Source organism: Nonomuraea sp. KM90, assembly GCF_052246675.1.
Lineage (GTDB): Bacteria > Actinomycetota > Actinomycetes > Streptosporangiales > Streptosporangiaceae > Nonomuraea.
The window spans coordinates 1-26,732 of the sequence record NZ_JBQQCB010000132.1 but is presented as its reverse complement, the minus strand read 5'-3'; the positions used below and the strand labels follow the sequence as shown (position 1 = coordinate 26,732).

Here is a 26,732-nt window from a genome sequence, read left to right as displayed (position 1 = left end):
CCCACCCAGGACCGGCACTCCGCCCAGGACCAGCACTCCGGCCAGAATCGGCTGGAGGCCCAGCACCAGCGGCCCGCCCTGGACCGGCCAGAGGTCCGGCCGGAGGTTCAGGACCAGCGGGAGGTCCAGGACCAGCACTCGACCCAGGACCAGCGGCCCGCCCCGGACCGGCCAGAGGTCCAGGACCAGCGGGCCGCCCAGCGCCAGCCGGCCGCCGAGGCGCCGGCTCAGCCTGTCGCGCAGTCGCCGGTCCCAGCCGCCCAGGGATCACCTGCCGCCCAGGCGCAGAGCCCGGCCTCCGCGCAGGCGCCGAGCCCGGTATCGGCGCAGGCGCAGCCCATCACCGCGCCGACGGCCACCCCGCCGACGCAACCGGCCGCCGTGTCGGCGCACTCAACGACCGCCCAGGCACAACCGGTCAGCGCGCAGCCTGCCACCGATACGGCCCAGTCCGGTCAGACGGCTCAGTCCGGTCAGACGCCTCAGACCGCCCCGGCCGCCCAGGCCGCAGCGGCGGTTGCCCCAAGTTCCGAGCCCGCCCCGGTCGCGGAGACGGCGCCAATCGCGGAGACGGCCCTGGTCGCGGAGACGGCCACCCCGGAGACGACCGCCCCTGATACGGCCGACGCCGCGCAGCCGGACGCGTCCGCGGCCGCCACCCTCGGCACGCAGCCTTCACCGGTCGCGAGCTCCACCACGGAGGCGCCCATCCAGGCCGGCGGCATCGCAGAGCCCGCTGCCGCCGTGTCGTCCGCCGCAACCGAAGGCCACACAGCCGCGCAATCCGGCACGGCGGCGAGCACCGACGCGACCCCTTCGACCGCCACCACCTCGCCGACCGCCGCCACAACTTCCGCCACCACGCCTGCCACCGCCACACCTTCGGCCACGGAAGCAGCTGCCCCGGCGCCGGTCTCGCCCGACGTCACCGGCGAAGCGCCCGAGCAGCCCACGACCGCAGCGGAGCCCAAGAGCGAAGTCACCGCCCCGGCCCAGCCGGAGACGGCGGCCACCCCTGCCGCAACGGCCGAGGCGCCCAAGACCGAGGCCGCCGAGCCGACTCAGCGGACCGAGCAGGCCGAACAGCCCCGCAAGACCGAGGAGATAGCGCAGACGGAAACTGCGGAGAGCGGCAAGGCCGTCGCCTCCCAGGCATCCACACCCGCACCCGCGGCAACCGCATCGGAGCCCCTAGCAGCTACGTCAACCACGCCGCCGGAGCCAACGGCGGCGCCGGAGGCTCCAGCGCCCGCACCGGAATCCGCCGCGACCGCGACGGAGACGACCGCCACGGAGACGACCGCGACGGCTGTCCCCGAGCCCACCGCGACCGTCCCCGCACCCGCGACGGCCACTCCCGACACGGCGGCGACCGCTCCCTCGAAGCCCGCCGCTCCCGAGAAGCCCGCCGCTTCAACCGAGCCCGCCGCTTCAACCAAGTCCGCCACCGCGACCAAGCCTGCCACCGCGACGAAGCCTGCCGCGGCAGCCGAGCCCGCCCCTTCGACCGGGACTGCCCCGTCGACCGAACCCGCCGTGGCAACCGAGCCCGCCGCTTCGGTGGAGCCCGCCGTTGCCGACAAGCCGGCCGTCCCCGAGAAGAAGGCGGCGCAGCCGGAGCCGGAGCCCGAGCAGCCCGTGCAGGAGGTCAAGCCTCCGGCGCCCAAGCCGAAGCCCGCACCCTCGGTGCCGGCGGCGCGGGCGGGCAAGGACGAGGGCAAGGAGGACCCGGCCGTGCCGGTGCCGTCCCCGCCGCCCGCCCCGGCCGCCCGCCAGGCGCGCAAGAGTTCGAGGGGCCGTCGCGCCTCCGTACCGACGTGGGACGAGATCATGTTCGGCGCCCGCCGCCAGGACTGACCGTCACAGCAGAGCAGGACTGACCGCAGCAGAGCAGGAGACGACCGAGTCACCGCCGGGACGCCCGGCACCAAGGTGACGAGCGAGCCGGCGCCGGGAAACCCCTCCCTGGCCCCGCCCGCCGCCCGCGTCAGGGTTCGGCGCGCTCCAGGAAGGGCGCCAGCCACTCCGGCGTCACCTCGGCGGGGAACTCCACCGCCTGAGCCTCCGACACGTCGATCGCCGAGTAACCCCCCTTGCCGGCCCCGACCCCGGCGATCAGCGTGAGCACCCCGGCCCGCCGCTGGAACCACGTCTGCCGCATCCGCCAGCCCACCACGGCCCGGCGTTCGACCACGGCCTGGGCGCGCCGCAGCGACCCCGACCGCACCGCCACGCGCACGCCGTCGTAGCCGTGCCCGAGCGACGCGTACCGGTCGAGCCCCAGCGGCACCCCGACGCCCGCCAGGAGCAGCGCCAGCACCAGGAGGATCCACCAGAGCATCGTCCCGGCGACCCACACCCCGGCGGCGCCCACCAGCGCCAGCAGGAGCCAGGGGAAGACGGCGCGGAACAGGCGGCGGTTCCGCGCGACCGGCGGGTGGGGCCGGAGCTCGGCGTGGTAGGGGCCGATGGCGTCGCGGGTCACCTGGAAGGCCACCTCGCGCGGCACGTCGGGCAGGAGCTGCCCGCGCGTCTCCGAGTCGCCGAGCCCGGTCACGATGGCCCAGACGCGCGCGACCCCCGCCCACCGTTCGGCCAGGCCGTCCACGATCTCGTAACCGCGTACGCGCTGCGACTCCAGCGACACGCTGCGCCGGTTGATCAGGCCGCGCTCCGCCACGAGGTAGCCGTCGCGGCGCTTGAGCCGGAAGTTCCAGTTGAAGACCGCGTACATCAGCCCGCCGGTGAACGGCATCGCCAGCACGAGCAGCACCGCCACGGCCAGCAGCAGGTAGGGGCGCTCCCAGAGCCACTGCCCCGCGGTCCAGGCGGCGTCCTGGCTGACGCCCAGCTCGTCCCCCCACTGGAACGCCAGCCCCACGGCGCCGCCGGCGAAGGCGAAGGGGGTGAGCAGGTACGCGCCCGACAGCGGCCCGTACAGCAGCCACCTGCGCGGCACGTCGATGATCGGCCGCTCGGTGGGCCCGGAAGGTGGCGCGGCGCCGGTGACGTGCGTCTCGGGGACGGCGGCGCGGCGCAGGAGCACGGCCTTGAGCCGTTCGGCCTCCTCCAGCGTGACCCCGGCGAGCTTGGCCTCCTCCGTGTCGCCGCTCGCCCCCGTGTCGATCTTCAGCACGGTCAGGCCGAGCAGCCGGTGCATGGGCGGGGTGGACACGTCTACGCCGCGGATGCGCTCCAGGGGGATGGTGCGGACGGAGCGGCTGACCAGCGACCGCTTGGTCTCCAGGCGGTCGCCGACGATCTCGTAGGTGAAGGTGACCCACCTGATGACCGAGAACACCACGGCGGCGACGACCCCGGCGGCCGCGTAACCGTACGAGCGGGCCGAGAAGCCGCCCACGAACAGGACCCCGACCAGGGGGAGGAGGAGGGAGGGCAGCATGCGCACGGGGTCGATGAGCAGCACCTTGGGGCTGAGCCGCTGCGGCAGCCGCACCACGGGCGGCGGCCCGCCCGCCGGGCCGGGATGAGGCGGCCCGCCCGCCGGGCCGGGGTACGGCGGGATGCCACCGGGGGCGCCCTCCGGGATGGGCGCCGGGCCGTCCGGACGGGGCTCGGTCATGTCGCGTCGTCCCTGAGCTCTTCGGCCCGGCGCGCCAGCTGCTCGGCGAGCCCGGCCGCCACCCGGTAGTCGAGCCCCTTGATCGTCGAAGACCCCGCGTGGGAGGCCGTCCTGATCTCCAGCGTGGCCAGACCGAGCATCCTCTCGAACCATCCTTGGCCCTTGTCGACCGTCTGGATGCGGCTCACGGGCACGAACACCCACTCCCTGGTCAGGAACCCCGACCTGGCGTAGACGACGTCTCCAGAAAGCTCCCAGCGATGCACGGCGTACCGCACGAACGGCTCGGCCGCCAGGAACGGCAGCAGCAGCACGACCACCGCGACGGGCAGCAGCCACGGGTCCCGGGCGAACCATCCGGGCACCCACGACCACCCGCTCCCCCCGACCCAACGCGACACCAGCAGCGCGCCACCCAGGAAGAACGCGAACGCGATCAGCGACTCCAGCAACCACATCCGGACGGCTTTGGGCGAGACGCGGTTCGCCGGGTCACGTAGCGGGCCATTTGACGTCACAAGCCCAGCTTAGGGCGCGAACCCGGAAGGCGATCTGCCGGCGGACCGGTAAAGATCCGCCGACGGTCCCGGCGTGTCTGCCGAGCCCCTGCCCGGCCCCGGTGCCATGCTCGGTGGCGGCCGGCCGCAGGCTGTCGAGCTTGGCCACGTCGGCGGCGCCACGTTCGTGCCAGCCAGGCCCGGCCAGCGCGTGACCGCACCACAGCGCGAGCGCCTCACGCAACGTGGCAGCCGCCGTCCGCGCCCCTCCCGCCGCCGTCCGCGCCCCTCCCGACGTCGCCCGCGCACCCCCACCGCCGTCCCCCACCTCCGTCCCCCACCGCCATGCGCGCGTCCCCCCGCATGCAGACCCACGGCCGCCGTCCCGCATACCCTTCCGCCGCGATCTGGCGCACCTGGTTTTCGCCGCGACGCGCGACCGAAACCGATGCCCGTTTCGCCGGCCCGCCGCACGGGCGGCCCCGCCCGTGCCCCTCCGCCGCGGAGCAGCGGGCGGACAGGTCTCCTCGGTACGGCGGCATCCGGATCCCCGGGCCCTCGCGGCGGCCGTCGCTGTGGTCAACTTCACTACGCGGATGCCCACATTCTGGCCGTTTTCGGATCCTTTACCGACCACCGACCATCGAGAAACGGTCTGCGCACCGCCGAGAGCCGCGTAGCATCGTCCGGCATGGGGCTGTGTAACACGGCATCACGCGTGCGACGCATCGCTGTCAGTGTGACAGCGGTGGCTGTCGTCTTCGCCTTGTCAGGTTGCGGCAGCTTCATCGGCAGGTCACAGGCTCTGGACATCGCGGAGATGAACGTCACGAGCCCGGAGCTGCGCGAGGGCAAACCGCTGCCGCGCGAATACTCCTGCCATGGCGATCAGGGCAGCCCGCCGCTGCGCTGGTCGAGCCAGCCACTGTCCGAGGCGAAGTCGATCGCGATCGTGATCGACAGCCATACGTCATCCGATTCGGCCGTGCACTGGGTGCTCTACAACATCCCGGCGACCACGACCGAGCTGGGTCCCAACGCCGCCGCCGACCCCCCCGAGGGGTCCGGGCAGGCGAAGGTGACCAGTGGGAAGGTGGGCTACGAGCCCCCCTGCCAGGACCGGGCCAGTTACCGGCTCACCGTCTACACGTTGAACGGCAAGGTCGACCTCCCGGAGGGCTCCGAGCTCCCCGAGATCCTCAAGAAGATCGCGGACCAGACCATCGCCCGCGGCCGGCTCACGGTGGTGAACATCGAGTGAGCGGTCAAATACGACATGTAGTGCTGGTGTACCAATTCTTCACGTAGGGTGTGACAACTCTCATAGTGGTCCGACACAATCAGATCCAATTGTTAGGCACTGGTGATCAAAGGGGGCAGATCGCGTCGATGGCCGCGCGATCTCATCGGTGCCAGAGGGAGGCCATGGCTTTGAGGGTGGTGCAATGATCGCGGTCGTAGTGAGCTTGGTCGCTGTCGTGCTCCTCGTGCTCGTCGTCGTGGCACTGGGCATGCGTTCGATGAACCGCAGAGAGAGCTCGCTTCCCCCGGAACGGCTGAAGGAGATGGCCGAGAAGGAGGAGATGACCCATGCTCGTTCCACGGACGAGTTCGCGGCGCATGAGCCGCGAATGGCCAATTTCAGTCCCGACTTCAGTCCCATAGACGAGCCCAAGCAGAAACCGGTGCGCACTGGTCAGCGCGGCAGGCGTGGCGTCGACGAGTGGGGCAACCCGTCCACGGACGACGACGACGAGGAGTTCTGGGCCAACATCCGCAGCGACGCGGAAGAGGGCGGCTTCGGCGCCGGTGGCACGGTGGCCGCCAGGAAGGCCGCCTCCCGCCCCGTCGAGCGCGAGCGCCCGGCCGAGTCCGAGCGTCCCGCCAAGCGGCCCCAGCGTCCGGCCAAGCCGCAGCCCGCGGCCGCGGCCGCCGCCGACCCCAACGCCGCCACCGTCCAGGCCCCCCTGCCGCAGCGCCAGCCCGCCGCGGCGGCCGCCAATCTCGCCGACCTGGTCGAGCCGCAGAAGCGTGCCACTCCCTCGCAGGCCGATCTGGCCGACCAGCGCACCGTGACGTTCGCCGCCCCGACGGCCGACGTGATGACCATCCTCGGCGCGGGCGCCCAGCCGGTGCCCGCCCCCACCCGCTCCGAGCCGGCCCCTGTCACCCGGCCCGCGTCGGTGTCGTCCAACGCCTACCCGGTGTCCAACGGCAGCGGCTCGTTCCCCGCCACGCCGGCCGTGACCGGCAGCGGCGCCTTCCCCGCGGTGAGCCCGACCTCCAGCGGCAGCTTCCCGGTCGCTCCCGCCCCCATCCACGGCGCCCCGACGAGCGACCCGTTCCCCGCCTACGGCGGCGTGGCCGACCCGCTCGAGACGACCTGGACCAGCAACCAGCCCGCGGCGACCACGTCCGGTTCGTGGTCCGCCTCTCCCGACATCCTCGACGACCCGGCCCCCGCCCCGACGCCGACCCCTTACGGCTCGGCGAGCTCGTGGCCGGCGTTCGAGCAGCCCGCCGCGCGCTCGTCCTACCCCGCCTCGTACGAGGTGCGCTCCGGCTGGGCCGTGGCCGACGACACCGACCCGCTGACCGGCCCCTCCCACGCCGCCGGCACCCCCACCGTGCCGGGGCGCGCGGTCTCGAACTACGACGACGTGCTGTCGGCCCCGACACCGCCGGCCTCCCCCTTCGGGGTGGGCGCCTACGAGACGGGCGACATCACGACCAGCCCCGCCGCCGCCTGGCCCGAGCCCCCGTCGTCGGTCAACGGCGCCCCGGGCAGCTGGCCGGCGTACGGCGGCCAGCAGCCGCAGCCGCAGGACGGCGGCCGTAACGACCACCGCCGGGGCCCGGAGCAGGACTATCCGCACGACTACTACCGATGATCTCCAGCGCTCATTAATCCGTAAAACCCGCGCGACGCCCCCTTAAAGCAGGGTCGACGGAGCATTAGGGTTTGCACCATGTTCCGCGACACGCAGAGTAGCTGGCTGAGCACCCTCCGGCATGATGTGCCAGCCTCGCTCGTGGTTTTCCTCGTCGCGGTGCCCCTCTCCCTGGGCATCGCGATGGCCTCCGGGGCGCCCCTCGCCGCCGGACTGATCGCCGCCGTGGTGGGCGGGATCGTGGCGGGCGCCCTCGGCGGCTCGGCCGTGCAGGTGAGCGGGCCGGCCGCCGGTCTGTCATTGGTGGTCGTGGACCTCGTGCACACGTACGGATGGCGTGCCACCTGCATGATCACCCTCCTGGCGGGCGCCGTGCAGCTCGTGCTCGGGGTGTTCAAGGCGGCCAGGGCGGCGCTCGCCGTCTCGCCGGCCGTCATCCACGGCATGCTGGCCGCGGTCGGCGTGATCATCGCCCTCTCCCAGCTCCACATCGTGCTGGGCGGCAGCTCGCAGCGCTCGGCCATCGCGAACCTGGTGGAGCTGCCCGGCCAGATCGTCGACCTGCACGGGCACAAGGTCGCCGTGGGCCTGCTCACGATCATGGTGCTGGCGTTGTGGACCCGGCTGCCGAAACGGGTCAAGGCGGTGCCCGCGCCGCTGGCGGCGCTGCTGGTGGCGGCGCTCACGGCGTGGATGTTCGGCTGGGACGTCACGCGGGTCGACCTGTCCGGGAGCTTCACCGAGTGGGCCTTCCCGGTGCTGCCGCAGGGTGACTGGCATCTGGTGGTGTCCTCGGTGCTGCTGGTGGCGCTGCTGGCCGGGTGCGAGTCGCTGCTGTGCTCGGTGGCGGTCGACGGGATGCACGGCGGGCGCCGCGCCGACCTCGACCAGGAGCTGACCGGCCAGGGCGTGGCCAACATGGTCACCGGCGCGCTCGGCGGCCTGCCCGTGGCCGGGGTGATCGTGCGCAGCACGGCGAACGCGCAGGCCGGGGCACGTACGCGCTGGTCGACGATCCTGCACGGGGTGTGGGTGCTGGTGTTCGCGCTGGGGTTCGGCTGGTCGATCACGCTGATCCCGCTGGAGGCGCTGGCCGCGCTGCTGGTGTTCATCGGCGTGCAGATGGTGAACCTGGGCCACATCAGGAAGGTGCACGGACACGGCGAGGTGCCGGTGTACGTGGTCACGATGGCGGCCGTGATCCTGCTCGGGCTGGCCGAGGGCGTGCTGGCGGGGCTGGCCCTGGCCGCGCTGCTGGCGCTGCGCCGCCTGACCTGGGTGACGGTGCGCAAGCGCGAGGACCGCGACGGGCGGCTGCACGTGACGATCTCGGGGTCGCTGACGTTCCTGGGGGTGCCGCGGCTGACGCACGAGCTGCGTACGATCCCGGCCGGCACGCCCGTGGACCTCGACCTGAACATCGACTTCATGGACAACGGCGCCTTCGAGGCCATCCACTCGTGGCGGCTGGACCACGAGCGCATGGGCGGCGCGGTGGTCATCGACGAGCTGCACGACGAGTGGTACGCGCTGGCGGCCAGCGGGGCGCGCATGTTCCCCGTGAAGTCGCCGCCCCAGGCGCCGGACCGCTGGTGGCTGCCGTGGGCGCAGCGGCGCCGGCGTGACGTGCCGATCCAGGTGCCGACGGACGGCACCGCCGCGCCGACGGAGTGCCTGCTCACGGCGGGGGCGCGCGAATATCACCGGCGTACGGCGCCGCTCGTCCGGCCGATCTTCACCGAGCTGGCCCGCAAGCAGCAGCCCACGCATCTCTTCATCACCTGCGCCGACTCCAGGATCATGCCCAGCCTGATCACGGCCAGCGGCCCCGGCGACCTGTTCACGGTGCGCAACATCGGCAACCTGGTGCCGCGCAGGGGCTCCGAGCCGCAGGACGACTCGGTGGTGGCCGCGATCGAGTACGCGACGCAGGTGCTGGGCGTGCACACGATCACGGTGTGCGGCCACTCGGGGTGCGGCGCGATGGCGGGGGTGCTGAGCGGCGGGGTCCAGGCGGGCAGCCTGCCGGGGCTGCGCAGGTGGCTGCGGCACGGGGACCACAGCCTGGCCACGTTCATCGAGACCGAGGGCGACCGGCTGCACAGCGGGGCGCTGGACGTGCTGTGCCGGGTCAACGTGCAGCAGCAGCTGGAGAACCTGCTCACCTACCGGAAGGTCGACGAGCAGGTCAGGGCCGGCAAGCTGGAGCTGGTCGGGCTGTTCTTCGACATCGGGTCCGCGCGGGTGCACATGGTGCCGCCGCTGCGCTCTACGCTCTCCGTGAAGACGTCTGATCGGACGGTGCTCGCGAGCGAAGAATGAGCCCATGAGAGTTCTGGTCATGGGCGGTTCGGGTTTCCTGGGGCGCGCCATCGTGTTCGCGGCGCTGGCCCGGGGGCATGAGGTCACGACGTTCAACAGGGGGCGCAGCGGGGCCGACGTGCCCGGCGTGGAGGCCGTGCGCGGCGACCGGGAGGTGGCCGCCGACCTGGAGCGGCTGGCCGGGGGGCGGTCGTGGGACTTCGTGGTCGACACCTCCGGCTACGTGCCGCGGGTGGTGGGCGAGTCGGTGCGGGCGCTGTCGGGAAAGGCGGCGACGTACGCGTTCGTCTCCAGCATCTCGGCCGTCGACGGCTTCCCCGGCAAGCCGGCCACCGAGGAGGCGGCCGGGTGGGCCTGCGAGCCGGACGCGGGGCCCGACGACGGCGACTACGGGGTGCTGAAGGCGGGCTGCGAGCGGGCGGTCGAGCAGGGCTTCGACGGCAACGCGCTGATCGTCCGGCCCGGCCTGATCCTGGGGCCGCACGAGGACGTGGCGCGGCTGCCGTGGTGGCTGACCAGGATCTCGCACGGCGGCAAGGTGCTGGCGCCGGGCGACCCCGACGCGCCGATGCAGCTCGTGGACGCGCGCGACGTGGCCGCCTTCACCCTCGAGCAGGCCGAGCGCGGCACGTCGGGCCAGTTCCTGGTGACGGGTCCCGCGGGCAACGCCACCTACGGCGAGTGGCTGGGCTTCTGCAAGGAGGCGACCGGGTCGGACGCGGAGTTCGTGTGGGTGGACGACCGGTTCCTGGTGGATCAGGGGGCGGGGACGTTCGTGGAGCTGCCGCTGTGGGGCGGGCCGCCGTCGGCGGTGACGGCCAACTTCTGGAGCGTCCCGACGGCCCGGGCGGAGGCGGCCGGGCTGCGCACCCGGCCGGTGGCGGAGACCGTGCGCGACACGTGGGCCTGGCTGCGGGAGATCCCGGAGGACGAGCGGAGCTACGGCGCGAAGACCCGGCACGGGATGGCCCCGGAGAAGGAGGCGACCATCCTCGCCGCATGGGAGGCGCGTTCGGCGTAGTGGGGTTCCGCGCGGGAGGCGCGTTCGGCGTAGTTCGATTTCGTGCGGGAGGCGCGTTCTGCGTAATCCTGCGCAGACCGGGCGGTGTGGGCGGGGTTAGGGTCGCGGTGCCAGCGAGGTTCTCCCGTTGCCCACGGCGCACCTCGCGGTGCCGGTCCTGACTCCCAGGGGCCGGAGGGGCGGAGGTGCCCGCCGTCGAGCCATGTCCCCCCTTGACGGGGGCCGCCGATGGTGGCGAGACGGCGGGCGGCCACCTCCGCCCCTCACCTTCCCGGAGATTTTCCCGCCGGGAAGCAGCCAGGATGTAGAGGGCGGGCGGACGGCTCCGACTTCCTCGTGAGCGGCGCGAAAAGGAGCGCCGAAGCACCGGAGGTAGTCAGATGAGCAAGGTCACCTGCGACATGGCGATGTCCCTCGACGGTTTCGTGGCAGGGCTCGGGCAGAGCCTGGATCAGCCGTTCGGCGAGGGAGTGGGCGATCGCCTGCACCAGTGGATGTTCGATGAGCCCGAGGCGCACGCCGCGGTGATCGAGGGCATCACCGCGGCGGGGGCCTTCATCATGGGCCGCAACATGTTCGGCCCCGGCCGCGGCGACTGGGACCTCGGCTGGAACGGCTGGTGGGGTGCCGAGCCGCCGTACCACGCTCCGGTCTTCGTCCTCACCCACCACTCGCGCGAGCCGGTGACGATGCAGGGCGGCACGACGTTCTCCTTCGTGACCGACGGGATCGGGCCGGCCCTGGAGCGGGCGCGCGAGGCCGCCGGCGACGGCGACGTCGCCATCGCGGGCGGCGCGCACACCGTGAACCAGTACCTCGCCGCCGGGCTCATCGACGAGCTCCGCCTGCACGTCGCGCCCGTGATCCTGGGCAGGGGCGAGCGGTTGTTCGACGGGGTCGGGGACATCACCCTCGAACCGCTGGGCGACGCGTGGGGCACCGCTCTGGTCACGCACCTGCGCTATCGCCCCGTACGGTGACCGCAGCCCGCTGCTAACACCGTGGAAACACCCGTCCCGTAATGCTGCCTGCCATGACTTTCATGGCAATGCACGACCCTTCGCCGCTTCCCTCCGTTTTCGCGTAGACCGTCGTGCCCGCGAAGCCCGGGAAGCGGGTCGCGCTGGGGGCCGCGGTTGCGTCGCTGGCCCTCCTGACGTCAAGCGGCACCTCCATCCCCGCACCCGTCCCCGTCCCCCTCGCCGCACCCGTATCCACCCCCTTCGAGCACGACCCGGTCGCGGTGGCGTCCACCCCGGAGCCGGCGAAGAAGCCCCGCAAGCCCTCCTACGGCAAGTCCCTGACCCGGTCCCTGGACCGCTACCTGGACGGCCTGTCGGACGATCTCGCGGTCTCGGTACGGGAGCTCTCCTCGGGCCTGTCCTTCTCCTACAACCGCGGGCTCAGGACGGCCACGGCCAGCATCGTCAAGGTGAACATCGTGGTGGCGCTGCTGCTGCGCGCCCAGCGGCAGCGGCGCGGCCTGACGGGGTGGGAACGGCGCGCGGCGGCGCAGGCGATCAAGGTCAGCGACAACGCCGCCGCGTCCTCCCTGTGGGGCGCGATCGGCGGCGCGTCCGGCCTGGCCGCCGTGAACAAGAAGCTCGGCCTGCGGCACACGCGCCCCGGCCCAGGCGGCTCCTGGGGCTCGACCACGACCAGCGCCGCCGACCAGGTACGCCTGCTGAAAGCGCTCGTCTCGGCCAAGAGCCCCCTGTCGGCCGAGAACCGCCGCTACGTCCTCGGTCTCATGCGCGACGTGGCGCCCGGGCAGGCGTGGGGCGTGAGCGCGGCCGGTCGCAAGGGGGCGGACGTGGCGCTCAAGAACGGCTGGCTCCCCCGGGAGCGGGACGGCGGGCGGTGGACGGTCAACAGCATCGGCCGGGTACGGGAGCGCGGCCGAACGTACCTGATCGCCGTCGTCTCCCGGCGCAACCGCTCGATGGGTTCGGGGGTCAAGGCGGTCGAGCGCGTGAGCGAGATGGTCGCCCGGGCCATCGCCAAGGCGGGGTGACCCGGGTGCATGCTGGAAGGTGTGCCTGCCTTTCCTGAGGTGATTCGATGACCCGGTTGTCCGACTTGCAACACCCCCGCTTCGCGCGGGCGTACGCCGAGGCGTCCGAGCTCGCCGACCGGCGCGGCGCGTACGAGCACCGGCGGCGCCTGCTGGCCGCGGCCGAAGGGCGGGTGATCGAGATCGGGGCCGGCAACGGCCGCAACTTCCCTCACTACCCCGCGCGGGTGACGGAGGTGGTCGCGGTGGAGCCGGACGACACGCTGCGGGCGCTGGCGCGGGAGCCGGCCGCGTCGGCGCCGGTGCCGGTCTCGGTGGTGGCCGGCCACGCCGAGGCGCTGCCCGGGGGCGAGGCGGCCTTCGACACGGCGGTGGTGTCCCTGGTGCTGTGCTCGGTGCCGTCGCTGGAGCGGGCCCTGGCGGAGATCGTACGCGTGCTCCGGCCCGGCGGGCAGTTGCTCTTCTACGAGCACGTACGCTCGGCCAATCCCGTGCTCGGCCTGCTCCAGGACGTCATCACGCCCGCGTGGCGGCGCGTCGCGGCGGGCTGCCACCCGAACCGGGACACGCTGGCCGCGATCGAGCGGGCCGGGTTCGCCGTGTCGGAGGCCGACCGGTTCGCCTTCGCCCCGCAGCCGGTCATCCCCCCGCTCACGCACATCCTGGGGCAGGCACGGCCGGCCGCCTCTACTCCAGGGGCGTGAGCACCGCGATCCGGTACCCGTCGCCGCCTTCGACCAACTGGTAGCAGAACCGCTCGCGCGGCCGGCCCGAGTAGGACCAGGTGACGTCGGCCCAGACGCTGCCCGGCGCCTCCGCCATGATCACGACCTGCTGATCGAGCTCGTCGATCCCGTCGTACTGGTCCCAGGAGGCGGCGAAGAAGCTCTCGGTCTGGCCGGCGTCGCTGACGGCGATCGAGGCGCCGGGGAAGAGGATGAGCGAGGGCACCGCGTACATCCCCGCGATGGCCTTCGCGTCGCGGGCCAGAAGCGCGGCCGCGTAACGCTGGAAGAATCCGTTCACCTTGTCGTCATCGTTGCTCATGCTCCCACGCTAGGGTCCGAACCAGACGGGCCGATGTCTCCTTTGAAAGGCGAAATCCGTGGACCGAGTCCTCCGGCTCGCCGCATCCTCGCGCGACGGGCACCTGGCGCTGCGGCGCGTCGAACGCCAGCAGGCGCTGATCGAACGGCTGCACGCCGCCCGCGGCGAGCGGGTGCGGATGGGCGAGCTGGCGCGCGAGCTGGGCGTCTCACCGCGAACGGTCGCCCGCGACGTGGAACGGCTCCGGCTCAGCGGGGTGCCCCTGGACGCGTACCGGGGCCATGGGGGCGGGGTGCGCCTGCTGTCCACCGGGGCCGCGATCCACCTCGTGCTCGACCTGCCGGAGGCGGCCGCGCTGATCTCCAGCCTCGCCGTCCTCGGGCCCACCGCCAGCGAGAGCGCCGCCTCGGCCATGCGCAAACTGGCCGAGGCCCTGAGCCCCCCGTCGGGGGAGGGGTGACGAGTCGGCCTGTAGGCCGGGTTCTGTCCTTCGTACGAAGGGGCGACCATCCATCTAGGACCGCCGTTGCCGGCGGTCTCAAGCGGTCTACCCGCGCGGCTCGGGCGGGCAGCCCTCGAACGTCGCGCGCGGAACGCTCCGGAGAGCGTCCCTTCTTGACCTTGCTCCGGGTGGGGTTTACCTAGCCGCCCACGTCACCGTGGGCGCTGGTGGTCTCTTACACCACCCTTTCACCCTTACCTCCCGGTGGAACCGAGAGGCGGTCTGCTTTCTGTGGCACTGTCCCGCGGGTCACCCCGGGTCGGCGTTACCGACCACCCTGCCCTGTGGAGCCCGGACCTTCCTCGGCGGGCCCGTGGGCCCGACGCGGTCGCCCGGCCGACTCATCTGCTGAAGATTATCAAATCTCAAGTCGTTCCCAAGCCAACGACAAGATCGACCCGCTGGAATGGGCTGGTCATCGCCTGAGGGGGGCGGTGGCTTCAGGTGGCCGTGCCGGGTGTTCACTGGCGGTACCCGGCACGGCCCCGGTCAGCGCAGGTGCGAGGTGTCGTTGAACGACTTCACCACGGCGGGCCCGTCCGCGTAGTACTCGACCAGCGACAGGCAGGCCAGGTCGAGGTGCATGCGGTAGAGGGACTCCAGGGGCGCCAGCAGGGCGTCCCTCAGGAGCAGCTTGATGGGCGTCACGTGGGAGACCGCGAGCACCATCTTGCCCTCGTACCGCTCCACCAGCTCTTCCCTGGCCGCCTGCACGCGGCGCGCGGTCGTGGCGAAGCTCTCGCCGCCCGGCGGCGCCGCCTCGGGGTCGGCCAGCCAGGCGGCCAGCTCGGCGGGCCAGCGGCGCTGCACCTCCGTGAACGTGTGCCCCTCCCAGGCGCCGAAATCGGCTTCCCTGAGGTCTTCGTACACCTCCACCTCGAGGCCGGCCTGCTGGGCGACCGCCTCCGCGGTCTGCCGGGCGCGCTTGAGCGGCGAGGTGAGGATCACGTCGAGCCGGTACGGGTCCCGTGACAGCCTCGCGGCGGCCGCCGACGCCTGGGCCAGGCCGTTGGGGGTGAGCTCGGCGTCGCCGCGGCCGGAGAAGCGGCGTTCGAGGGACAGCTCGGTCTCGCCGTGCCGGAGCAGGAGCAGTGAGGTGGCGACGCGGGTGGGCGGGGCCCAGCCGGTGCCGGTGCCCTTGGTGCGGGTGGCGCGCTGCTGGGCGGTGGCGACGGAGGCAGTGGGGGCGGACAGTTCGGAAATGTCGCCCGCATCCAGGAGGTCCGTCTGCCGGGCGCTCTTCGAGGCGGTCTTCGGAGCGGTCTTCGGGGCGGTCTTCGGGGCGGTCTTCGGGGCGGTCTTCGGGGCGGTCTTCGCGGCTTTCGGGGCGGTCTGCGTGCCCTTCGCGCCGCCTCCGGACGCGTCCGTGACCGGTGCGTCTGTGCCTGATGCGGTGGTGCCTGATGGGGTGGTGCCTGATGCGGTGGTGCCGCCGGCCTTCCAGGACAGGCCCTTGGCGGCGGCGTCCATGGCCTCGTTGGCCAGGCGGTCGGCGTGCTTGTTGCGTTCGCGGGGGATCCAGGTCCACTCCGTGACCCGCAGCCGCCTGACCAGCGCCCCGGCCTCGGCGGCCAGCGGGCGCAAGCCCTCGTTCTTGATCTTCCAGCGGCCCGCCATCTGCTCGACGACCAGCTTCGAGTCCATCCGGACGGCCACCTGCGCCCCGTCGCCGCCCAGCTCCAGGGCCGCCTTGAGGCCGGCGATCAGGCCGCGGTATTCGGCGACGTTGTTGGTCGTGACGCCGATCGCCTCGGCCGCCTCCGCCAGCACCTGGCCATCGGAGGCGTCTTTGACGACCGCGCCGTAACCGGCCGGCCCGGGGTTGCCCCGCGAGCCGCCGTCGGCCTCTATGACGTAGGGGCTCACAGGCCCGACTCTGCGGTACGTACGAGAATGCGCCGGCACTCGTCGCACCGGATGACCTCGTCGTGGGGAGCGGCCTTGATGCGGTTCATCTCGGCGATGGACAGGGCCACCTTGCACCCCTGGCACCGGCCGCCGCGCAGCATGGCGGCGCCCACTCCGTACTGGTCCCTGAGCTTCTCGTAGAGCGCGAGCAGGTCGGCGGGGATCTCGGCGGCGACGCCCGTGCGGCGGCCCTGGAGCTCGCCCGACTCCTTCTCCATCTCGTTGAGCGCGGCGTCACGGCGGTCCTCGGCGGCGGAGAGCGCGCCGCGGATCTCGTCGCGCTTGGCCACCAGGTCGGTCACCTTGGTGTCGGCGGCCTCCCGGCGCTCCATGATCTCCAGCACGATCTCCTCCAGGTCGCCCTGGCGCTTCTGCAGCGAGGCGATCTCGGACTGGAGGCCGGCCAGGTCGCGCGGCGAGGTCACGGCTCCGGAATCAAGGCGCTTCTGGTCGCGGTCGGCCCGTGTGCGGACCGCGTCGACGTCGCTCTCGGCCTTGGTCTGCTCGCGCGCGAGGTCGCCGGCCTCGGTCTCGGCCTCGATCACCTGGGTGGCGAGCCGGGCGAACAGCTTCGAGCGCTCGTCGATCTCGGCCAGCTCGGGCAGGGTGCGGCGGCGGTGGGCCAGCCGATCAATCACGGAGTCGAGCTCTGCCAGGTCGAGCAGTCGCTTCTGGGCCTCAGGGGCTGCTTTCATGATCAATATCCTCTTGTCCAAGCATCGGTGACCGTGGCGGAGACACGCGTTTCAACGGTAACGCCACTGGCGTGCAGGATCGACGCCGCGCTGTCGAGCCAGGGCCACTCCGTCGCCCAGTGCGCGGCGTCGATCAGCGCCGGCCCGCCCGACTCCACGAACTCGCTGGCCGGGTGGTGCCGCAGGTCCGCCGTGAGGAACACGTCGACCCCGGCGGCCGCGGCCGTACCGAGGAGCGAGTCGCCCGCTCCCCCGCTGACCGCCACGCGCGTGACCGGGCGGGACAGGTCGCCCGCCACGCGGATCCCCCAGGACGTGCGCGGCAGCCCCTTGGCCGCCTGCGCCGCGAACTCCCCCAGCGTCGTCCCCTCAGGCAGCTCCCCGATGCGGCCCAGGCCCCGCCACGGGTCGTCGGGGAACGGCTGGAGCGGGACCAGGTCGCCGACCAGCCCCACGGCCCTGGCCAGGGCGTCGGAGACGCCCGGGTTGGCGACGTCGGCGTTGGTGTGGGCGGTGTAGAGGGCGACGTCGTTCTTGATCAAGGTGTGGACGAGGCGGCCCTTCGGCGTGGTCGTGGCCACGGAGGTGGTGCCGCGCAGGTAGAGAGGGTGGTGGGTGACGATCAGGTCGGCGCCCCAGTCGAGGGCCTCCTCGGCCACGGCGGCGACCGGGTCGACCGCGAGCAGCACCCGTCGCACCTGCTGTGCGGGATCCCCGCTGACCAGCCCCACCGCGTCCCACGACTCTGCCCGGGCGGGCGGGTAGGCCGCCTCCAGCACCTCGATCACGTCTGTCAACGTCACAGCAGCCACCTGCGCAGACTACCGGCCCGCGGGGTGGGGCGCGGCGGGCGTCGGGAGGGGTGTCGCCAGAACGGGGTTCGGCGTAATGTAAGTGGATCCTGACTTGCGTGCGGAGGATGGCATGTCACCTAGCGTCGCGATCATTGGGGCGGGGTTCGGCGGGCTGTGCATGGCGATCCAGCTCGAACGGGCCGGGATCCGTTCGTACACGGTCTTCGAGAAGGCCGGCGACCTGGGCGGCACGTGGCGCGACAACAGCTATCCGGGGGCGGGGTGCGATATTCCATCGCACTTGTACTCCTACTCCTTCGAGAAGTACGCGAGCTGGACCCGCCGTTACCCCGAACAACCCGAAATCCTTGGCTATCTCCACCATTGCGCCGATAAATACAACGTCAGGGGGAAAATTCGCTTCCGCACCGAGGTTCGGCGCGCCGTCTTCGACGGCTCGAAGTGGCAGGTCAGCACGGCTCCGGCGGAGGAGGACGGCGGCGAGCGTACGGAGGCGTACGACGTGGTCGTCATGGGGGTGGGGCAGCTCAACCGGCCCCGCCTGCCGGACATCCCGGGCATGTCGGAGTTCGAGGGGGTCAGCTTCCACTCCGCCCGCTGGAACCACGACCACGATCTCACCGGCCGCCGGGTGGCGGTGATCGGGAACGGGTCGTCGGCGGCCCAGTTCATCCCGCGCATCGCGGAGCGGGTGGAGCACCTGCACGTCTTCCAGCGCACCCCCAACTGGGTGATCCCCAAGCCGGACGCCACGTTCGGGCCGCTGGCCAGGCTGGCGTTCCACTTCGTCCCTGGGCTGCAGCGGGCGTACCGCGAGTGGATCTACCGGTACGCCGAGGGCACCCTCTATCCGGCGCTCGCTCAGGGCTGGAGCGTGGGACTGCTCAAGCAGCGGGCGCAGCGCCACCTGCGCGACCAGGTGCCGGACCCGGCACTGCGCGCCAAGCTGACCCCCGACTATCCGCCGGGCTGCAAGCGAGTCGTCATCGACAGCACCTTCTACCCGGCCCTGACCAGGCCGAACGTGTCCCTGGACACCGACAAGATCGTACGGATCACCCCGAAGGGCGTCGAGACCACCGAGGGCCTGCGCGAGGTGGACACGATCGTGTACGCCACCGGCTTCAGGAGCACGGAGTTCCTCGTCCCGATGGAGGTCGTGGGGCGCGAGGGGCGCTCGCTGGAGGAGCAGTGGAAGGGCGGGGCGGAGGCGTACCTGGGCATTTCAGTGCCGGGCTTCCCGAACCTGTTCATGCTGTACGGGCCCAACACCAACCTGGGGCACAACTCGATCGTCTTCATGATCGAATGCCAGGTGAACCACATCATGTCCTGCCTGCCGCGCCTGGCCGCCGACGGGCCCATCGAGGTGCGGCCCGAGGTGATGGCGGCGTGGAGCGCGCGGCTCGACGCGGCGATGGCGCGGATGGTGTGGGGCGGGGGGTGTCAGAGCTGGTACAAGACTGCGGACGGGCGCGTCACGAACAACTGGCCCGGCCCCACGACCCTCTACCGGCGGCTCACGGCCTCACCCCCGCACCCGGCCTATCGCCCTGTCAGCACGGCCTAGCTTCCCGGCCCACCGCCCGCCACCCCGGGACACCGAGCACCACCAACGACCCCTGCCGACAGCCCACCCTTTGCCCGGCTGCTGCGTCCTCCGGACACGGCTCCCCGCTCTGCCGGGATCCCGTTCTCCCCGAACCCGACCTCGGCTGCTGCGCGCCCCGGGTATCGCTCATCGCGTGTCAACCCTGGGTAGGACGTGGTTCCAGACGCGTCGAACCCCGGTCGTACGGTTGATCCAGAAGATCGGACCTGGGATGCATTGGAGCAGGTCGTGGCCTCGCGATAACGTCCAAGCATGACGCTTCCCCTGCACCAGCGCGCAGTCGTGGCCGACACGCACAACGACCTGCTCATGGCGGTATCCGCCCGGCCTCCGCAGCAGTGGGCCTCGTTCTTCCGGGAGAGATGGCTGCCCCAGCTCCTCGACGGCGGCGTGAACCTCCAGGTGCTGCCCGTCTTCATCGACGACCAATACCGGCCCGAGGGCGCGCTGCGGCAGACGCTGCGCATGATCGAGTGCGCCCACGTGCTGGCGGAGGGAAACGCGGACCACGTGCGGCTCTGCCTCGACGCCGCCGGGATCGACCGGGCGCTCGGCGACGGCAAGATCGCTCTGGTGCTCGCGATGGAGAGCATGCCGGGCCTCGACGCGAGCGTCGAGCTGATCCCCACCATGCACCGGCTGGGCGTGCGGGTGGCCTCCATCGCCCACTTCGGCCGCACGCCGCTGGCCGACGGCAGTGCCGAGGACGCGACGGGCAGCGGGCTGACCTCCCACGGCGTCGCCGCCCTGGCGGAGATGGAGCGGCTCGGCATCATCTTCGACATCTCCCACCTGGGCGCCTCCGGCGTGGCACACGTGCTGGAGCTGGCCACGAAGCCGGTCATGGCCACCCACTCCGCCGCCCGCGCGCTGCGCGACCACCACCGCAACCTCACCGACGACCAGCTCCGCGGCGTGGCCGACAGCGGTGGCGTGATCTGCGTCAACTTCTTCGCCCCGTTCCTGGCCGAGGACAAGGCGGACATGACGCTCGACCGGCTCCTCGACCACATCGAGCACGTCGTGTCCGTCGCCGGCATCGACCACGTGGGGCTCGGCCCCGACTTCATCCGCGAGGTGATGGACGATCTGACGCCGCCGTGCTGCGAGGACGTCCACGCCAGGGGCGTCGATCCGAAGTCCGCCGTCCCGGGGCTGGAAGGTCCGTCCGGGCTGCCCATGGTGACCGAGGGACTGCTCGCGCGCGGCCTGCCGGAGAAGGACGTCATGCAGATCATCGGCGGGAACGTACACCGGTTCTTCGGGGAGCGGCTCGCATGACCGGCACCACCTCGCCAGGGACCGCCGGCATGCTCGCGGACCTCGAGGAGCTGGTCCTGTGCGAGTCCTTCTCCAGCGATCTGGAGGCGGTGGCCCGCAGCGCGAAGGTGGTGGCCGCGATGGGCACCCGCCATCTGGGCACCGCGCCGGAGTTCCTGGTGATCGACGGGGTCACGCATCTGCGGTGGTCGTTCGGCACTCCCCGGGTTCTCCTGCTCGGACACCACGACACGGTCTGGCCGATCGGCACCCTCACCACGCACCCCTGGTCCGTGGTGGACGGGGTGGCGCGGGGGCCGGGCGTGTTCGACATGAAGGCGGGGCTGGTGCAGACGTTCCACGCGCTGGCGGGGCTCGGCTCGCTCGACGGCATCACGCTGCTGGTCACCGGGGACGAGGAGGTCGGCTCCATCACGTCCGCGCGACTGATCCAGGAAACCGCGCGGGGCCTGGCCGCCGCCTTCGTCATGGAGGCCAGCGCCGACGGCGGGGCGCTGAAGACGTCCCGGAAGGGGACCTCGCTCTACACCGTCAACGTGCACGGCAAGGCCGCGCACGCGGGGCTCGAGCCGGAGAAGGGCGCGAACGCGGGCATCGAGCTGGCTCACCAGATCCTGGCCGTCGCCGCCATCGGCGCCGGACCGACGACCGTCACGCCGACGGTCCTGACGGGTGGCACGACGCTGAACACGGTTCCGGCGGCGGCCTCGGTCGGGGTGGACGTACGGGTGGCGGAGGTGGCGGAGCAGCAGCGGGTGGACGCGGCGATGCAGTCCCTGCGGCCGGTCGTCCCGGGCACCCGCCTGGAGGTCCTCGGCGGCCCCAACCGCCCACCGCTCGAAGAGGCGATGTCGGCCTCGCTCTTCGCCCTGGCGCAGGAGCTGGCAGCGGGTCTGGGGTTGGAGCCGCTGACGTCGGCTTCTGTGGGCGGCGCCTCGGACGGCAACTTCACGGCTGGAGTGGGCTGTCCGACGCTCGACGGGCTGGGGGCCGTGGGGGGTGGGGCGCACGCGAACCACGAGCACGTCATCGTGTCCGAGATGCCCGGACGCACTGCCCTGCTCCGGGCACTGATCGAAGCGGTCCGCTAGACCCGCCAGATCCCGCTGCACCTCGGGGCGGCGACCGGATCCGGCGCCGCCAACGAGGCTCCGTGACAGCAGAGCGCCACGACAACGGAGCACCACGACGCCGGAGCACCACGACACACCGGAGCAGCGGACACCGGGGCAGAGAGGCATCAGGGCGTGAGGTTGGGTGGCGGATCGCCGGGCCGTCGCGTGGGTTCTGGGGACGCGGGGCGCTCCGGAACCGCTCCCGGCCTGTCGGGGTTCGGGTTCGGGCTCGGGGGCATCGCGCCTGCGCGGCCGGGCTGGATGGGGCCGTTCGTCGTCCTGCTCGGTGTCGGGGTCCTCGGGAACTTCGTCCGTTTCTGGCGGCGACAGCTGAGAGCCGGCCGGCACCGGCTCGCCGAGCTGCGGCAGGTGCGGCGGTGGATTCGGAGGTCAGGCGGTGCCGCCGGGAGAGACCAGGCCGGTCTCGTAGGCGACCACCACGGCCTGGACGCGGTCGCGCAGGCCGAGCTTGGACAGGATGCTCGCGACGTGGGTCTTCACCGTGGCCACGCTGAGGGTCAGCCGGCCGGCGAGTTCGGCGTTGCTCAGGCCGGTGGCGAGCAGGCGCAGCACGTCCAGTTCCCGGGGCGTCAGCTGGGACAGGTCGCGGTGGAGGGTGGGCTTGACGTTGTCGCGGCGGGCGAAACGCTCGACCAGGCGGCGGGTGATGGTGGGCGCGAGCAGGGCGTCGCCGGAGCGCACCAGGCGTACCGCGGCCACCAGGTGCTCGGGTGAGACGTCCTTGAGCAGGAACCCGCTCGCCCCCGCGGCGAGCGCGGCGTACACGTAGTGGTCGAGGTCGTAGGTGGTCAGGATCAGCACGCGGGTGTCCTCGGCACCGCCCGCGAGGATCCGCCGGGTGGCTTCGAGGCCGTCCATCTGCGGCATCCGGATGTCCATGAGCACGACGTCCGGCCTGGTACGGCGGACCGCGGCGACAGCTTCGCTCCCGTTGGCCGCCTCGGCCGCCACTTCGATGCCGTCGGCGGCGAGGATCATGCGGAATCCCGTGCGTACCAGTGCCTGGTCGTCGACGATGACGGCGCGCAACCGCTCGGTCATGCGGACCTCCACGGGACGCGGGCCTTGATCCGGAATCCGCCTTCGGCCGTCCGTCCGGCGTCCAGGGTCCCGCCGTAGACGGCGAGCCGCTCGCGCAACCCGATCAGTCCCCTGCCGTCGCCGGTCCGCGGCCCGGCGCCCCGTGTCCCGCCGGTGTCGGTCACCTCGATCTCCAGCCAGTCGCCGTCATGGCCGACCGTCACGGACGCGGCGGCCCCGGGCGCGTGCTTGATCGTGTTGGTGAGGGCTTCCTGCACGACGCGGTAGGCGGCGAGGTCGATTCCGGGAGGCAGTGGCCCGGGGGGCGACACCGCGACGCGGACCGGCACCCCGGCGGCGCGGACTCGTTCCACCAGGGCGTCGAGCTGGTCGAGCCCGGGCTGGGGTTCGAGTCCGTCGGAGGGCCCGTTGGAAGGCCCGTCGAGGTGTTCGCCGCCCGGACCGGCGAGCAGACCCATGACGTGGCGCAGCTCGGCCATGGCGGCCCGGCCGCCGGACTCGATCGCGAGCAGAGCCTGCTTCGACTGCTCCGGCTGCACGTCCATCACTTTGCGGGCCGCGCCGGCCTGGATCACCATCACGTTGACATTGTGGGTCACCACGTCGTGGAGCTCTGCGGCGATCCTGGACCGCTCCTCCGCGACAGCCCTGCGCATGGCGTCCGCCTGCGCCTGCTGCAGCTCGGCGAGCCGGTGCCGGTCGGCTCTCAGCTGTCGCCGCCAGAAACGGACGAAGCTCCCGAGGACGCCGACGCTCAGCAGGACGACGAACGGCCCCATCCAGCCCGGCAGCGCAGGCGCGATGTCCCCGAACCCGGCACCGGCGAGCCCCGCCGCCAGCACGATGCCACCCATCGCCAGGATCCGGTGACGGCTGTGGGCGGCGGCGCCGTACGCGGCGACCGCGCAGGTCAGTACGGTGATCCAGGTCGCATCCCCGTGCGTGGCCCGGGCCGCCACCAGCACCACCCAGAAGGCGACGAGCGGGTACCGGCGCCGCGCCGCCAGCGGCAACGCCGTCAGGGCCACGAGGAACACGGGCGGCGGGTCCTGGGACGGAAGCCGGGCACGTGGGTCGCCAGCGCGTGGGGATGGGCCGTGGGGCAGGACACCGGGAGGTGCTGCGTGGTCGGCCGCGGGACCGGGCCGTAGCGGCAGGTACTCGATCGCCGCGGGATCGGGCCGCAGCCGCAGGTACTCGATCGCCGCGGGCTGGTTCGCGGCGGAGCCGATCGCTGGATCCCGCGCCGACACGGTCACGGCGAGGACGGTCAGGACGACCGCGAGCACCACGTCGGCGGCGAGCGCTCTGCGAGACAGCCTCGGGGGTCCGTCGCCGCTCCGCACCGGCGCGTCCCGTACGCCCCGCCGATCCGAGTAGTCCTCGTTCAGCCGGTTGTACAGGTCGAGCACCTGCCGCCACCACGGCCGTCGTTCACCGGTTTCCACCGGCACATTGTCACGCCTGCACTGTTCGTCCGGCATCGGCCGTCGTGATGGCTTCCCGGTCTCCGGGAGTACATCGCAGGGATGAGCCGGCGACGCCTCGTTCCCAGGCGGGAGGCGATCTCGGTACGACGGCCGACGCGCACCCGCATGAGCGGTGCCTAGTTTCGTTCCCGGCACCACGCCGCCTCGACGGTGGAGGCGCTGTTCCTGATCACCCTTTCGGACCTCTGCACAGGAGGACATAGCGTGACCGCTGTCCTGCAGGCCCAGCAGCTGGGCAAGAAGTACGGCAAGCGCTGGGCGCTGCGCGAGTGCACCATCGACATCCCGCGAGGCCACGTCGTGGGGCTGGTGGGGCCCAACGGGGCGGGCAAGACCACGCTGCTGAAGCTGGCCGGCGGCCAGCTGGAGCCGACCGCGGGTGGCATCACCGTGCTCGGCGGCCGGCCCGCCGCCGGCCCGGCGCAGCTGGCCAGGGTCGGCTTCGTCGCCCAGGACACCCCCGTGTACGCGGGCCTGAGCGTCGCCGAGCACCTGCGGCTGGGCGCGCGGCTCAACCCCCGCTGGGACAGCGTGATGGCGCGCGAACGCATCGCCCGGCTCGGGCTCGATCCCGCGCACCGGGCGGGCAAGCTGTCCGGCGGCCAGCGCGCCCAGCTCGCCCTCACCCTGGGTCTGGCCAAACGGCCCGAGTTACTGATCCTGGACGAGCCGGTCGCCTCGCTCGACCCGCTGGCCCGCCGGGAGTTCCTGCAGCATCTGATGGAGGCCACCGTCGAGCACGAGCTGAGCGTGCTGCTCTCCTCCCACCTGGTCTCCGATCTGGAACGGGTCTGCGACTACCTGATCGTCCTGGTCGACTCCCGCGTGCGGGTGGCCGGGGAGGTGGACCGGCTGCTGGCCACCCATCACCGGCTCACCGGCCCGCGCCGCGATCCCGACCGGCTGCCCGCCGACCAGCACGTCATCTCCGCCCGGCAGGGCACGTATGTGGTCAGGACCGACGGCCCGATCCACGACCCCGCCTGGACGGTCAGCAGGCTCAGCCTGGAGGACCTCGTGCTGGCCTACATGGACAAGCACACCGCCGACCACCGGCGGGTCGCCCTGGAGGTGCGGCGATGATCTGGCTGACCTGGCGCCAGTTCCGCGGCTCGGCCGCGATGACGGCCACCGTCCTCGTCGTCCTCACCGCTGTGCTGGCCCTGACCGGCCCGGATCTGGCTTCCCGTTACGCTGCCGGAATCGCCGGCTGCACCCCGGACGACACCTGCGACGACTTCTACGACCGCTTCTTCGACGAGAACCAGATGCCCTTCCTCGCCCTCGCCCTCGTCGTGCTGCTCCTGCCGGCGCTGGTCGGGCTCTTCTGGGGAGCCCCGCTGATCACCCGCGAGCTGGAGGCGGCCACGCACCTGCTGGTGTGGAACCAGAGCGTCACCCGAGGCCGCTGGCTGGCGGTCAAGCTCGGGCTCACCGGCCTGGTCGCCGTGGCCGCCGCCGGGCTGTGCGGCCTGGCGGTGACCTGGTGGTCCGAACCCCTGGACAAGTCAGCCGTTCCGGAAATGGCCCAGATGGCGCCCCTGGTGTTCGGGGCGCGCGGCATCGCCCCCATGGGGTACGCGGCCTTCGCCTTCGTCCTGGGCGTGACCGTGGGCATGCTGGTGCGCCGCACCCTGCCCGCCATGGCCCTCACCCTGGCCGTCTTCGCCGCGATCCAGCTCGCCATGCCGCTGCTGGTCCGGCCCCACCTGATGCCCCCGGTCACGTCGACTTTCGAGCTCGGCCGGACGAACGTGGAGGGGCTCGTGCCGCCGGGTCAGGGAGGCGGCGCCATGCAGGTCTTCCTGAGCACGTCGGCCGTTCCCGGACATGCTGGCGCCTGGGTCCTGTCCAGCGACCTGGTCGATCCGTCCGGACGTACCGTCACCGGCGGCGCCGGCGCCTCGGGGCCGTCGTCGACGATCGCGCGGTCCGTCCCGGTTTCCACGACGTCGGGCCCCTGCGCACCATCAGGACGACAGGGCACGGACGCGTGCACGGCGGAGATCAACCGGCTCGGTTACCGGCAGCAGGCGACCTACCATCCCCTGGACCGGTTCTGGCCCTTCCAGTGGATCGAGACCGGGATCTACGCCCTGCTCACCCTCGGCCTCACCTGGTTGTCCTTCTGGTGGATCCGCAGGCGCCTGTCATGACCACCATCATGACCACCGCCAGGATCACCGCCGCCAGGATCACCGTCAGGATCACCGTCAGGATCACCGCCGCCAGGATCGCCGCCAGGATCGCCGCCGCCGGGCTCGCCCTCCTCCTGGCCGCGGCCTGCACGGCCCCGACGCCACCCCGCAGCCAGGCCAGCCCGGCGGCCGGTACGGTCTGCGCGCCGCCCCAGGGACCCCCCGCAGCCCAGACGGCCACCACGATCGACGTGATCGAACAGGCCTACTTCTGCATCCTCGGCAACCACTACAGCGGCGCCACGCTGGACGCCCGCGCCCTGCTCATCGCCGGATTCGCCGCCCTGACCCAGGAACTCAACCGCCACGGCCACGACCTGCCGGGAGCCACCATGCCGGCGCTGACCGGCAACCGCACCACCGACTGGACCGCCTTCGAAACCACCTACCGAAAGATCACCGACCAGGTCCCCCACCTGCACACCAAACTCGCCGTCGCCACCCTGGAAGCCATCGTGGCCGCCCTCGGCGACAACCACGCCTCCTGGACCCACGACATCGAACAACCACCCGACCGCTACGACGGCGACGGCTACGGCCTGGGCCTGCACGCCAACCTCACCAGCCGGCAGGCAACCGGCAACCCCGAAGCCGCCCTGCCCCCGCTGTTCATCACCACCGTGCACGGCGGCGCCGCCCAACAGGCCGGACTCCGCCCCGGCGACCTCATCGAATCGAT

The 26,732-nt window shown here is 72.3% G+C and carries 22 protein-coding genes, 1 other RNA gene and 2 pseudogenes; 15 read left to right on the top strand and 10 right to left on the bottom strand.

Annotated features, from left to right (window positions below; all coding sequences use genetic code 11):
- Positions 1-1,857 (top strand): annotated as a pseudogene (locus ACTWPW_RS53870) (hypothetical protein); the annotation flags it as partial.
- Positions 1,858-1,987: 130 nt separating this feature from the next.
- Here the strand turns inward: ACTWPW_RS53870 and ACTWPW_RS53865 are convergent.
- From ACTWPW_RS53865 to ACTWPW_RS53855, 3 genes are read right to left on the bottom strand one after another with little or no spacing between them, the layout of a single operon-like run.
- On the bottom strand, positions 1,988-3,583 hold the full coding sequence (locus tag ACTWPW_RS53865; protein ID WP_443173535.1) for a PH domain-containing protein: 1,596 nt from the start codon (positions 3,581-3,583) through the stop codon (positions 1,988-1,990).
- A complete protein-coding gene (locus tag ACTWPW_RS53860; RefSeq protein ID WP_375118839.1) occupies positions 3,580-4,101 on the bottom strand; it encodes a PH domain-containing protein in 522 nt (173 codons plus the stop codon). Before ACTWPW_RS53860 ends, ACTWPW_RS53865 begins: the two co-directional genes overlap by 4 nt.
- Positions 4,076-4,471: a BTAD domain-containing putative transcriptional regulator gene (locus ACTWPW_RS53855; RefSeq protein ID WP_443173534.1), complete on the bottom strand. Its 396-nt coding sequence runs from the start codon at positions 4,469-4,471 to the stop codon at positions 4,076-4,078. Before ACTWPW_RS53855 ends, ACTWPW_RS53860 begins: the two co-directional genes overlap by 26 nt.
- Positions 4,472-4,828: 357 nt before the next feature.
- Between ACTWPW_RS53855 and ACTWPW_RS53850 the strand changes: the two genes are divergently transcribed.
- From ACTWPW_RS53850 to ACTWPW_RS53820, 7 genes are all read left to right on the top strand, one after another.
- Complete coding sequence (locus tag ACTWPW_RS53850; protein ID WP_364114763.1) at positions 4,829-5,341, top strand: YbhB/YbcL family Raf kinase inhibitor-like protein; 513 nt, start codon at positions 4,829-4,831, stop codon at positions 5,339-5,341.
- A 184-nt stretch (positions 5,342-5,525) separates the two neighbouring features.
- Positions 5,526-6,971 carry a hypothetical protein gene (locus ACTWPW_RS53845; protein ID WP_375118841.1) on the top strand — a complete coding sequence of 482 codons (1,446 nt, stop codon included), beginning with the start codon at positions 5,526-5,528 and terminating at the stop codon, positions 6,969-6,971.
- Between the two features lie 78 nt (positions 6,972-7,049).
- Positions 7,050-9,293, top strand: a complete 2,244-nt coding sequence (locus tag ACTWPW_RS53840; RefSeq protein WP_375118842.1) for a SulP family inorganic anion transporter — start codon at positions 7,050-7,052, stop codon at positions 9,291-9,293.
- Between the two features lie 4 nt (positions 9,294-9,297).
- Entirely contained in the window at positions 9,298-10,314 is a 1,017-nt protein-coding gene (locus ACTWPW_RS53835; RefSeq protein WP_375118843.1) for an NAD-dependent epimerase/dehydratase family protein, read from the top strand.
- A gap of 380 nt (positions 10,315-10,694) precedes the next feature.
- A complete protein-coding gene (locus ACTWPW_RS53830) occupies positions 10,695-11,294 on the top strand; it encodes a dihydrofolate reductase family protein (protein ID WP_443173533.1) in 600 nt (199 codons plus the stop codon).
- Positions 11,295-11,407: 113 nt separating this feature from the next.
- Entirely contained in the window at positions 11,408-12,328 is a 921-nt protein-coding gene (locus ACTWPW_RS53825; RefSeq protein ID WP_443173532.1) for a serine hydrolase, read from the top strand.
- 47 nt (positions 12,329-12,375) lie between these two features.
- Positions 12,376-13,032: a class I SAM-dependent methyltransferase gene (locus ACTWPW_RS53820; protein WP_375118846.1), complete on the top strand. Its 657-nt coding sequence runs from the start codon at positions 12,376-12,378 to the stop codon at positions 13,030-13,032.
- Here the strand turns inward: ACTWPW_RS53820 and ACTWPW_RS53815 are convergent.
- A complete protein-coding gene (locus ACTWPW_RS53815; protein WP_375118847.1) occupies positions 13,016-13,375 on the bottom strand; it encodes a hypothetical protein in 360 nt (119 codons plus the stop codon). The two genes, ACTWPW_RS53820 and ACTWPW_RS53815, sit on opposite strands and share 17 nt — an antisense overlap.
- A 58-nt stretch (positions 13,376-13,433) precedes the next feature.
- Here ACTWPW_RS53815 and ACTWPW_RS53810 point away from each other — a divergent pair, with 58 nt between their 5' ends.
- Positions 13,434-13,835, top strand: a complete 402-nt coding sequence (locus ACTWPW_RS53810) for a helix-turn-helix transcriptional regulator (protein ID WP_375118848.1) — start codon at positions 13,434-13,436, stop codon at positions 13,833-13,835.
- Here ACTWPW_RS53810 and rnpB read toward each other — a convergent pair.
- From rnpB to ACTWPW_RS53790, 4 genes are all read right to left on the bottom strand, one after another.
- Positions 13,832-14,221: RNase P RNA component class A (rnpB, locus tag ACTWPW_RS53805), an RNA gene on the bottom strand. The genes ACTWPW_RS53810 and rnpB overlap by 4 nt on opposite strands.
- Positions 14,222-14,366: 145 nt before the next feature.
- Positions 14,367-15,743 (bottom strand): bifunctional RNase H/acid phosphatase, encoded by a 1,377-nt coding sequence (locus ACTWPW_RS53800; protein WP_443173531.1) that lies wholly within the window; start codon positions 15,741-15,743, stop codon positions 14,367-14,369.
- Positions 15,740-16,480: a zinc ribbon domain-containing protein gene (locus ACTWPW_RS53795; protein ID WP_375118850.1), complete on the bottom strand. Its 741-nt coding sequence runs from the start codon at positions 16,478-16,480 to the stop codon at positions 15,740-15,742. The genes ACTWPW_RS53800 and ACTWPW_RS53795 overlap by 4 nt, the downstream gene beginning before the upstream one ends.
- 2 nt (positions 16,481-16,482) lie before the next feature.
- A complete protein-coding gene (locus tag ACTWPW_RS53790; protein ID WP_375118851.1) occupies positions 16,483-17,283 on the bottom strand; it encodes a Nif3-like dinuclear metal center hexameric protein in 801 nt (266 codons plus the stop codon).
- 121 nt (positions 17,284-17,404) lie between these two features.
- Between ACTWPW_RS53790 and ACTWPW_RS53785 the strand changes: the two genes are divergently transcribed.
- From ACTWPW_RS53785 to ACTWPW_RS53775, 3 genes are all read left to right on the top strand, one after another.
- The gene (locus ACTWPW_RS53785) at positions 17,405-18,865 is read left to right on the top strand and encodes a flavin-containing monooxygenase (RefSeq protein WP_443173530.1); all 1,461 of its coding nucleotides are present in this window, start codon (positions 17,405-17,407) and stop codon (positions 18,863-18,865) included.
- Between the two features lie 294 nt (positions 18,866-19,159).
- Complete coding sequence (locus ACTWPW_RS53780; protein ID WP_375118853.1) at positions 19,160-20,188, top strand: dipeptidase; 1,029 nt, start codon at positions 19,160-19,162, stop codon at positions 20,186-20,188.
- On the top strand, positions 20,185-21,279 hold the full coding sequence (locus tag ACTWPW_RS53775; RefSeq protein ID WP_375118854.1) for a M20 family metallopeptidase: 1,095 nt from the start codon (positions 20,185-20,187) through the stop codon (positions 21,277-21,279). Before ACTWPW_RS53780 ends, ACTWPW_RS53775 begins: the two co-directional genes overlap by 4 nt.
- A gap of 414 nt (positions 21,280-21,693) precedes the next feature.
- On the opposite strand, the gene ACTWPW_RS53770 is transcribed toward ACTWPW_RS53775, so the two are convergent.
- Complete coding sequence (locus ACTWPW_RS53770) at positions 21,694-22,365, bottom strand: response regulator (protein ID WP_443173529.1); 672 nt, start codon at positions 22,363-22,365, stop codon at positions 21,694-21,696.
- On the bottom strand, positions 22,362-23,813 hold the full coding sequence (locus ACTWPW_RS53765) for a sensor histidine kinase (protein ID WP_443173528.1): 1,452 nt from the start codon (positions 23,811-23,813) through the stop codon (positions 22,362-22,364). Before ACTWPW_RS53765 ends, ACTWPW_RS53770 begins: the two co-directional genes overlap by 4 nt.
- A gap of 246 nt (positions 23,814-24,059) precedes the next feature.
- On the opposite strand from ACTWPW_RS53765, the gene ACTWPW_RS53760 reads away from it, so the two are divergent.
- The 3 genes and pseudogenes from ACTWPW_RS53760 to ACTWPW_RS53750 all read left to right on the top strand — a co-directional run.
- The gene (locus ACTWPW_RS53760) at positions 24,060-24,938 is read left to right on the top strand and encodes an ABC transporter ATP-binding protein (RefSeq protein ID WP_443173527.1); all 879 of its coding nucleotides are present in this window, start codon (positions 24,060-24,062) and stop codon (positions 24,936-24,938) included.
- The gene (locus ACTWPW_RS53755; RefSeq protein WP_443173526.1) at positions 24,935-26,011 is read left to right on the top strand and encodes an ABC transporter permease; all 1,077 of its coding nucleotides are present in this window, start codon (positions 24,935-24,937) and stop codon (positions 26,009-26,011) included. The genes ACTWPW_RS53760 and ACTWPW_RS53755 overlap by 4 nt, the downstream gene beginning before the upstream one ends.
- A pseudogene (locus ACTWPW_RS53750) lies at positions 26,008-26,732 on the top strand (hypothetical protein); the annotation flags it as partial. The gene ACTWPW_RS53755 and the pseudogene ACTWPW_RS53750, both read left to right, overlap by 4 nt.